Origin of the sequence: Microbacterium sp. CPCC 204701 (assembly GCF_004010105.1) — a bacterium.
In the GTDB taxonomy this organism is placed as follows: Bacteria; Actinomycetota; Actinomycetes; order Actinomycetales; family Microbacteriaceae; genus Microbacterium.
On the sequence record NZ_RRYE01000162.1, the window covers coordinates 1 to 6,525 of the forward strand.

The 6,525-nt window shown below is 70.1% G+C and carries 7 protein-coding genes and 2 pseudogenes; 3 read left to right on the forward strand and 6 right to left on the reverse strand.

All coding sequences use genetic code 11. From position 1 onward, the window contains the following. The 4 genes and pseudogenes from EIO58_RS10600 to EIO58_RS10615 form a co-directional block, all read right to left on the reverse strand. A pseudogene (locus tag EIO58_RS10600) lies at positions 1 to 411 on the reverse strand (hypothetical protein); the annotation flags it as partial. Between the two features lie 103 nt (positions 412 to 514). Then, on the reverse strand, positions 515 to 1,012 hold the full coding sequence (locus tag EIO58_RS10605) for an HNH endonuclease (RefSeq protein ID WP_127819515.1): 498 nt from the start codon (positions 1,010 to 1,012) through the stop codon (positions 515 to 517). A 384-nt stretch (positions 1,013 to 1,396) separates the two neighbouring features. Next, positions 1,397 to 2,305 (reverse strand): M23 family metallopeptidase, encoded by a 909-nt coding sequence (locus EIO58_RS10610; protein ID WP_127819516.1) that lies wholly within the window; start codon positions 2,303 to 2,305, stop codon positions 1,397 to 1,399. A 278-nt stretch (positions 2,306 to 2,583) separates the two neighbouring features. Further along, the gene (locus tag EIO58_RS10615; RefSeq protein WP_127819517.1) at positions 2,584 to 3,285 is read right to left on the reverse strand and encodes a metal-dependent transcriptional regulator; all 702 of its coding nucleotides are present in this window, start codon (positions 3,283 to 3,285) and stop codon (positions 2,584 to 2,586) included. A gap of 138 nt (positions 3,286 to 3,423) precedes the next feature. Between EIO58_RS10615 and serC the strand changes: the two genes are divergently transcribed. Then, positions 3,424 to 4,554, forward strand: a complete 1,131-nt coding sequence (serC, locus tag EIO58_RS10620; RefSeq protein WP_127819518.1) for a phosphoserine transaminase — start codon at positions 3,424 to 3,426, stop codon at positions 4,552 to 4,554. A gap of 114 nt (positions 4,555 to 4,668) precedes the next feature. On the opposite strand, the gene EIO58_RS10625 is transcribed toward serC, so the two are convergent. Together EIO58_RS10625 and EIO58_RS10630 are read right to left on the reverse strand one after the other, a co-directional pair. Continuing rightward, positions 4,669 to 5,478: a DUF3027 domain-containing protein gene (locus EIO58_RS10625; RefSeq protein ID WP_127819519.1), complete on the reverse strand. Its 810-nt coding sequence runs from the start codon at positions 5,476 to 5,478 to the stop codon at positions 4,669 to 4,671. Next, positions 5,462 to 5,845 (reverse strand): cold-shock protein, encoded by a 384-nt coding sequence (locus EIO58_RS10630; protein ID WP_127819520.1) that lies wholly within the window; start codon positions 5,843 to 5,845, stop codon positions 5,462 to 5,464. The genes EIO58_RS10625 and EIO58_RS10630 overlap by 17 nt, the downstream gene beginning before the upstream one ends. Positions 5,846 to 6,030: 185 nt before the next feature. Here EIO58_RS10630 and EIO58_RS10635 point away from each other — a divergent pair, with 185 nt between their 5' ends. Together EIO58_RS10635 and EIO58_RS10640 are read left to right on the forward strand one after the other, a co-directional pair. Next, on the forward strand, positions 6,031 to 6,294 hold the full coding sequence (locus EIO58_RS10635) for a multidrug ABC transporter ATPase (RefSeq protein ID WP_127819521.1): 264 nt from the start codon (positions 6,031 to 6,033) through the stop codon (positions 6,292 to 6,294). Positions 6,295 to 6,299: 5 nt separating this feature from the next. Then, a pseudogene (locus EIO58_RS10640) lies at positions 6,300 to 6,525 on the forward strand (helicase-associated domain-containing protein); the annotation flags it as partial.

The window sequence follows — 6,525 nt, forward strand, 5'->3', positions numbered from 1 at the left end:
CACCGCCACCACCGGCAGCACCTCGGCCACGGTCGCGGTCACCGCGAGCCAGCGCGCGCCCGGATCGGGGATGAGCACGAGCCGCGACAGGTCGACCCCGATCCCCTCGGCGGCCTCGACGCCGAGGCGCGGCATCCCGACGACTCCGCACCACGATCCGGACTGCGATGGCTGCGCCAGCAGCGCCAGCAGCAGCGACGTCGAGCGCGGGATCGAATAGGCCGTGCCCGGACGCAGTCCGCCCCCGGGAAGCAGCGATGCAAGGGCAGGCAGCACCGGCAGCACCGGGGCGCCCAGTCGGCGACCCTGCACGCGCTCGAGCTGCGCGCGCAGCCTGGCGACCTCGGTCGCCGGGTTCTGCTCGACCGGCTGTTGCACGTGCTGTGCCGTGGGTTGCACGACCACCCTCATTCCCACAGACTAGAACAAATGTTCTAGATCTTCAATCGCAGGGAATGAGAATACCGCCGCCTTCCGACAGTTATGTTCGATACTTCAATGCCGACATGAAGGTCTACGCGGCCAGCGCGAGATACGGCTCCCAGCGAGGGTCGGTGCGCTCCGTGCCCCGGACCGTCCACTGCCCGCCGCGCGGCGGAAGCGGCGTGAAGCGCAGCTCCCAGTTCATCTCCTGCGGGGTGCGGTCGCCCTTGACGTTGTTGCAGCGCAGGCAGCACGCGACGAGGTTCTCCCACGAGTCGCCGCCGCCGCGCGACCGGGGCAGCACGTGGTCGATCGTCGACGCGGCCTTGCCGCAGTACGCACAGCGGTGGCTGTCGCGGCGCAGCACGCCCCGTCGCGTCACCGGCACGCGACGACCGCCGGGAACCCGGACGTACCGCGTCAGGATGATCACGGCCGGGCGTTCGTACGCGCGTCTGCCTCCCCACACCGGATCGCTCTCGATGTGTTCCACGACAGTGGCCTTCTCGTTCATCACGAGCACGAGCGCCCGCTTGAACGACACGACGGCGAGCGGCTCATAGCCCGCGTTGAGCACCAGTGTGCGCATTGATCATCCTCTCGAACGGCCGGGACGGCTTCCCGGTGATTCGAATCGTTCGACGATCGAGGGCTCAGGGGCATGAAAAAAGGCGCTGTCTCACAGACAGCGCCCTGGCGCCACGGCAATGCCGCGGCATCCGCTCGTGCAATGCCGAAGGACGAGGCGTCCAAGCGCATCCATGGTTCGGATGCGTGGTGTGCAGTCCATCGGCTCCCTCCGCTCTCTCAGCGTCGGATCTCAGGCTAACGCACGTCCAGCGAGCGAGGGCCGCAACCGCCGTGAACGGCGCGTAGCGTGTCGGCGAACGGATGCCCCCGCCCGGCGAGCGGGCGAGGGCATCGGTGTCAGCGGATCGAGGTCAGGCGTCGACAGGCTCGGGCTTCGACAGGCTCAGCCGGCGTTGGACTGCAACCAGGCCCACGGGTCGACGACTCCGCCGTTGATGTGCACCTCGAAGTGGAGATGGCATGCGGTCGAGCTGCCGGTACTGCCGACGACGCCGATGAGCTGGCCCGCCTCGACCGTCTGGCCCGAGACGACCTGACGGCTGCCGTAAGTCATGTGGCCGTACAGGGTGTTCACGCGCTGGCCGCCGAGGACGTGGTCGATCGTGACCGCGACGCCGTAGCCGCCGTGACTCTCTTGCGAGACCTTGACGACGCCCGCCGCCGCCGCGTAAAGGGGCTCGCCGCAGTTCGCGAGCAGGTCGACGCCCTGGTGGTAGCCCGAGTCCCACAGGCCGCGGCCCTTGGTGAAGTTCAGGATGGGCCAGCGAACCTCGCCACTGCCGGGCGACGTGAGGGCGATGTTCGACCCGATCGACGAGGCGGAGGCGAGCTTCGCCATCTGCCGCGCACGCTCGGCAGCGGCCTCCTCGGCCTTCTTCTTCTCGATCTCTTCGGCCGTGGTGGCGGAGTAGCTCTCGCGCGAGAGCTCGATCGAGGTCGCGTCCGAGGCGGCGACGAACTCCTGCGCGTCATCCACCGCCATCTGCTGCAGCGTGACCGCCTCGGCCTGGGGGCGCCACGATCCGGACGCGAAGGCGGGAATCGCCACGGTGGCGACGAGTCCTCCGACCATGCTCAGGATCACCAGGCTGCGCAGCGGCTTGGCGACGCGGCTCGCCTTCTTGGGAGCGGTGGAACGCGCGACGGATGCGGTGGGTGCGGTGGGTGCGGACTTCGCAGGTGCGGCGCTCTGCGGTCGCCTCGCGGGGGTCTTGCGATGGCGCTCGCGACGAGCGGGACTCGTCGCTGCGTTCTCTGACGCGTTCGCGTGCGACTCGATATCTTCAGCCAAACTGGGTCCTCCGGCGCCTCTGCGCCGGGCGGCGCTGGCTCGTCAGCACTCGGTGTCGGGGCACGATGTGCGGGTTTCACCACATGTGGACGACGAGCCGATGAGGCAATCCACGCGGGGTCCGGTCGGCGGGCTTCTCGCCTGGTGGACTGTTCGAGGCTACCCGAAGGTAACGAATATGTCACGCCACGCGCCTGGCAAGTCCCTGGAGGGGCTGTTCCGCGAGCGGTCCGACCCCTGAAGGATCACGGATGCCGCGGGTGCGGCATCCCGCTGGATCAGCGTGTCTCGTCGACGAGGAAGATGTGCGACGCGACCTCGACGGGGAGCTCGAGGCCCTCGTCGCTGCCGTGCATCTGCACCAGCACGTAGCCCTCGTTGTAGCGGTAGTCGCCGCTCGCGCCCGGCACGACGCCTGCGCCCTTGAGCTGCTGCAGCAGCTCGGGGTCGACCTGGGCGGGCTCGGCGAGGCGGCGGACCGTGCCGCTGATCGGCTCTCCGGCGTCATTGAGCCGGCGGACGAGCCCGACCACACCCTGCTCGAAGCCGTTCGTGGGCAGGTCGCCGAGCTGGTCGAGGCCCGGGATCGGGTTGCCGTACGGCGACTCGGTCGGGTGGCCCAGCAGCTCGACGAGGCGGCGCTCGACCTGCTCGCTCATGACGTGCTCCCAGCGGCAGGCCTCTTCGTGCACGTAGGCCCAGTCCAGGCCGATCACGTCCGACAGCAGGCGCTCGGCGAGGCGGTGCTTGCGCATCACGTCGACCGCCTTCTGACGGCCGGCATCGGTGAGCTCGAGGGTGCGGTCCTCGGAGACCACGACGAGGCCGTCGCGCTCCATGCGCCCGATCGTCTGCGACACGGTCGGGCCCGAGTGCCCCAGGCGCTCCGAGATGCGTGCCCGCAGCGGAACGATGTTCTCCTCTTCGAGCTCGAGGATCGTGCGGAGGTACATCTCGGTGGTGTCGATCAGGTCGGTCATGTCGCGGTGTCCTCGATGTCAGAAGGGGTAAGGACAGCCTATCTTCTGCCATCGGCGCCGCGGCGGCCCGGTCCCCGCGCGGGGGTCATGGCCCGTCATGCGCGAGGAGGACGACGCGGCGCTCCCTAGAATCGAGCCATGTCCCACACCGCGCAGCCCCCTGTCGTCCTGCCCCGGGAGATCCTGCCTGCCGACGGTCGGTTCGGATGCGGCCCGTCGAAGGTCGTCTCCGCCCACCTCGAGGCGCTCGCGGGCCGCGGCGCGGCGCTGCTGGGCACCTCCCACCGGCAGGCGCCGGTCAAGGACCTCGTCGGCCAGGTGCGCGCCGGGCTGCGCGAGCTCTTCCGCATCCCGGAGGGGTACGAGGTGATCCTCGGCAACGGCGGTTCGACGGCCTTCTGGGACGCCGCCGCGTTCGGGCTCATCGAGAGGCGCAGCCAGCACCTGGTGTTCGGCGAGTTCGGCGGCAAGTTCGCCAAGGCGGCGAAGACGCCGTGGCTCGAGGCCCCGGACGTCCGCGAGGTCGCGCCCGGCATGAGCACCGCACCCCAGCCGGTGGAGGGCGTGGACGTGTACGCGTGGCCGCACAACGAGACCTCGACCGGCGTCGCGGCGCCGGTGCGGCGCGTGAGCGGCGACGAGGGCGCGCTCACCGTGATCGACGCCACGAGCGCCGCGGGCGGCATCGACTTCTCGGCGCACGAGGCCGACGTGTACTACTTCGCACCCCAGAAGAACCTCGGATCGGACGGCGGCCTGTGGTTCGCCCTGGTCTCGCCGGCCGCGATCGAGCGGATCGAGCGGATCGCGGCATCCGGCCGCTACATCCCGGAGTTCCTGAGCCTGAAGCAGGCGATCGACAACTCGCGCCTGAACCAGACCCTCAACACCCCGGCGCTCGCGACCCTGTTCCTGCTGAACGAGCAGCTCACGTGGATCAACTCCAACGGCGGGCTGCCGTGGGCGGACGCCCGCACGCACGAGTCCTCGCGGGCGCTCTACGACTGGGCGGAGGCATCCGCGTTCGCCACGGCGTTCGTCGCCGATCCCGCGGACCGCTCCCCCGTCGTGGTGACCGTCGACTTCGACGAGTCGGTGGATGCCTCAGCCGTGGCGAAGAGCCTGCGCGCGGGCGGCATCGTCGACACCGAGCCGTACCGCAAGCTCGGCCGCAACCAGCTGCGCATCGCGACGTTCGTCTCGATCGAGCCGGACGACGTGCGTCAGCTCATCCGCTGCATCGACTACACGGTCGAGCGGCTGGGCTGATCCGCCGCATCGTCGGCCAGTGGTGAGGGCGCGGGCGACAGCGCCGACGAGACGATCGCCTCGATGGGGCGCTCGCCCGCGCGCGAGGTCGACCGTCTCCGGCGCCGCGACGCGTCAGTCCGACTCGTCCTCGTCCGGCTCGTCGTCTTCCTCGTCCGGTTCGTCGTCGACGCCGTCCTCATCGTCGACGCCGTCCTCATCGTCGACGCCGTCCTCATCGTCGACGTCGTCGTAGTCGTAGTCGTCCTCGTCCGAGTCGTCGTCGTCCTCGTCCTCGTCCGCTTCGTCGAGATCGTCGTCCCCGGTCGGCCCGTCGAGCTCATCGATGTCGACGCCGTCGACGTCGCCCGCGTGCAGGATCGAGGAGCCGTCGTCGTCGAAGTCCGCCGCGTCGAGGTCATCCACGTCGTCGAGGTCTTCGTCACCGTCGTCCTCGTCGGCATCGACGTCGGTGGAGCGCGCGGCCGCGGCGAGCGCGGCCTGCGTGGCGTGATACTCGGCCAGCCGGACGGCCCACGGCACCCAGTCGGGCGCGAGCAGCGCGCCGTCGCCGGGCAGCAGCTCAACCTCGAGGACTGTCGGCTCGGCCCCTTCCACGCGCGCGAGGCTCACGGTCCAGTACCAGCCGGGGTAACCCGCGAGGCGGTTGGTGAAGCGCAGCGACACCACGCCGTCCTCCTCTACGCGATACCCGGCAGGCTCGCCGATCGTCGCCTCGGGCGTGATCTCGCGGAGGGCGGCGAGCGCGAGGTCGTGTGCCTCGAGCAGCGCCTGGTCGGGCAGCACGTCGGCCTCGACGGGTTGCGGTGCCACGGACTCCTCGGCATCCGTCGTCGTGTCGTCCTGGCGGTCATCCGAATCGCCGGGCACCTCAGGGGCGTCGGCGTCGTCGGCGGACTCGGCCGGATCAGGCGTCGAGTTCATCAGCCACCTTGCGCAGCACCGCGGCGACCTTCTTGGCGTGCGAGCCGCTGGGGTAGCGGCCGCGGCGGAGGTCGCCGCCGATGCTGTCGAGCAGCTTCACGAGGTCTTCCACGATGATCGCCATGTCGTCGGCGGGCTTGCGGGTGCGTTTCGCGAGGCTCACCGGCGCCTCGACGACACGGACCGACAGCGCCTGCGGGCCGCGCTTGCCGTCGGCGATGCCGAACTCGAGCTTCGTCCCGGCCTTGGGCGGCGGTGTGCCGGCGGGCAGGGCGGTGGCGTGCAGGAAGACGTCCTGACCTTCATCGGAGGTGATGAAGCCGAACCCCTTCTCCTCGTCGTAGAACCTGACCTTGCCGGTGGGCATCGGAACCTCGCTGGTTGACGGCGCTCGCGATCGTCGCGGGCGAAACAGAGCATGACGAATGCGAGGACACGGTCCGTCCCCACGCCAGTAGCCTACCGTCCTGCCGCACCGTGCACCCTCGCATGTCGAGCCCGCCAGCGGCCCGTGGCGCCGCCGCGTGCGGGCGGGCGAGTAGGCTGGAGCGGATGAGCACGAACACCCCTGGCGACGTCCCGGTCCGCCGCATCGATCGCGTCCTCGCCTTCATGTCGCTGGGCCTGCTCGCGCTCTCGATCGCGTGCTTCTTCGCGATCATGATCGGCAGCGCCACGGACGCGGATATGCGCACCGGCATCTGGCCTCTCATCGGCGTGCTGGTCTACATCGCGCCGATCGTCGCGTTCGTCCTCATGCTCACGGTCCTCATCATGAGCTTCGTCCGAAGGACGCGGGCCAACCGCGGAGGCTGAATCGATTGGTCTCCGACGCGCGCGCCCTCGCGACGTGGCTCGCCGCTCGCGGCGATGCCGCGCTCGCCGAGACGCTCGCGGCGCGCGGCGTCTCGCCGCAGGTCGGCTGGCATGACTTCTTCGACGCCGCGGAGGGGCTGCTCGATCCCTCGTCACTCGACCGCGCGCTGACGCGGCTGGAGCGACGCGAACTGGTGGCCCTCGCCACCGGCACCGCCGCACCCGCGGGAG

Excerpts from the sequence above, each read along its gene's own strand:
- EIO58_RS10605 (WP_127819515.1), bottom strand. The coding sequence starts at position 1,012 with ATGCGCACACTGGTGCTCAACGCGGGCTATGAGCCGCTCGCCGTCGTG.
- EIO58_RS10615 (WP_127819517.1), bottom strand. The coding sequence starts at position 3,285 with ATGACCGACCTGATCGACACCACCGAGATGTACCTCCGCACGATCCTC.
- serC (WP_127819518.1), top strand. The coding sequence starts at position 3,424 with ATGTCCCACACCGCGCAGCCCCCTGTCGTCCTGCCCCGGGAGATCCTG.
- EIO58_RS10625 (WP_127819519.1), bottom strand. The coding sequence starts at position 5,478 with ATGAACTCGACGCCTGATCCGGCCGAGTCCGCCGACGACGCCGACGCC.
- EIO58_RS10630 (WP_127819520.1), bottom strand. The coding sequence starts at position 5,845 with ATGCCCACCGGCAAGGTCAGGTTCTACGACGAGGAGAAGGGGTTCGGC.
- EIO58_RS10635 (WP_127819521.1), top strand. The coding sequence starts at position 6,031 with ATGAGCACGAACACCCCTGGCGACGTCCCGGTCCGCCGCATCGATCGC.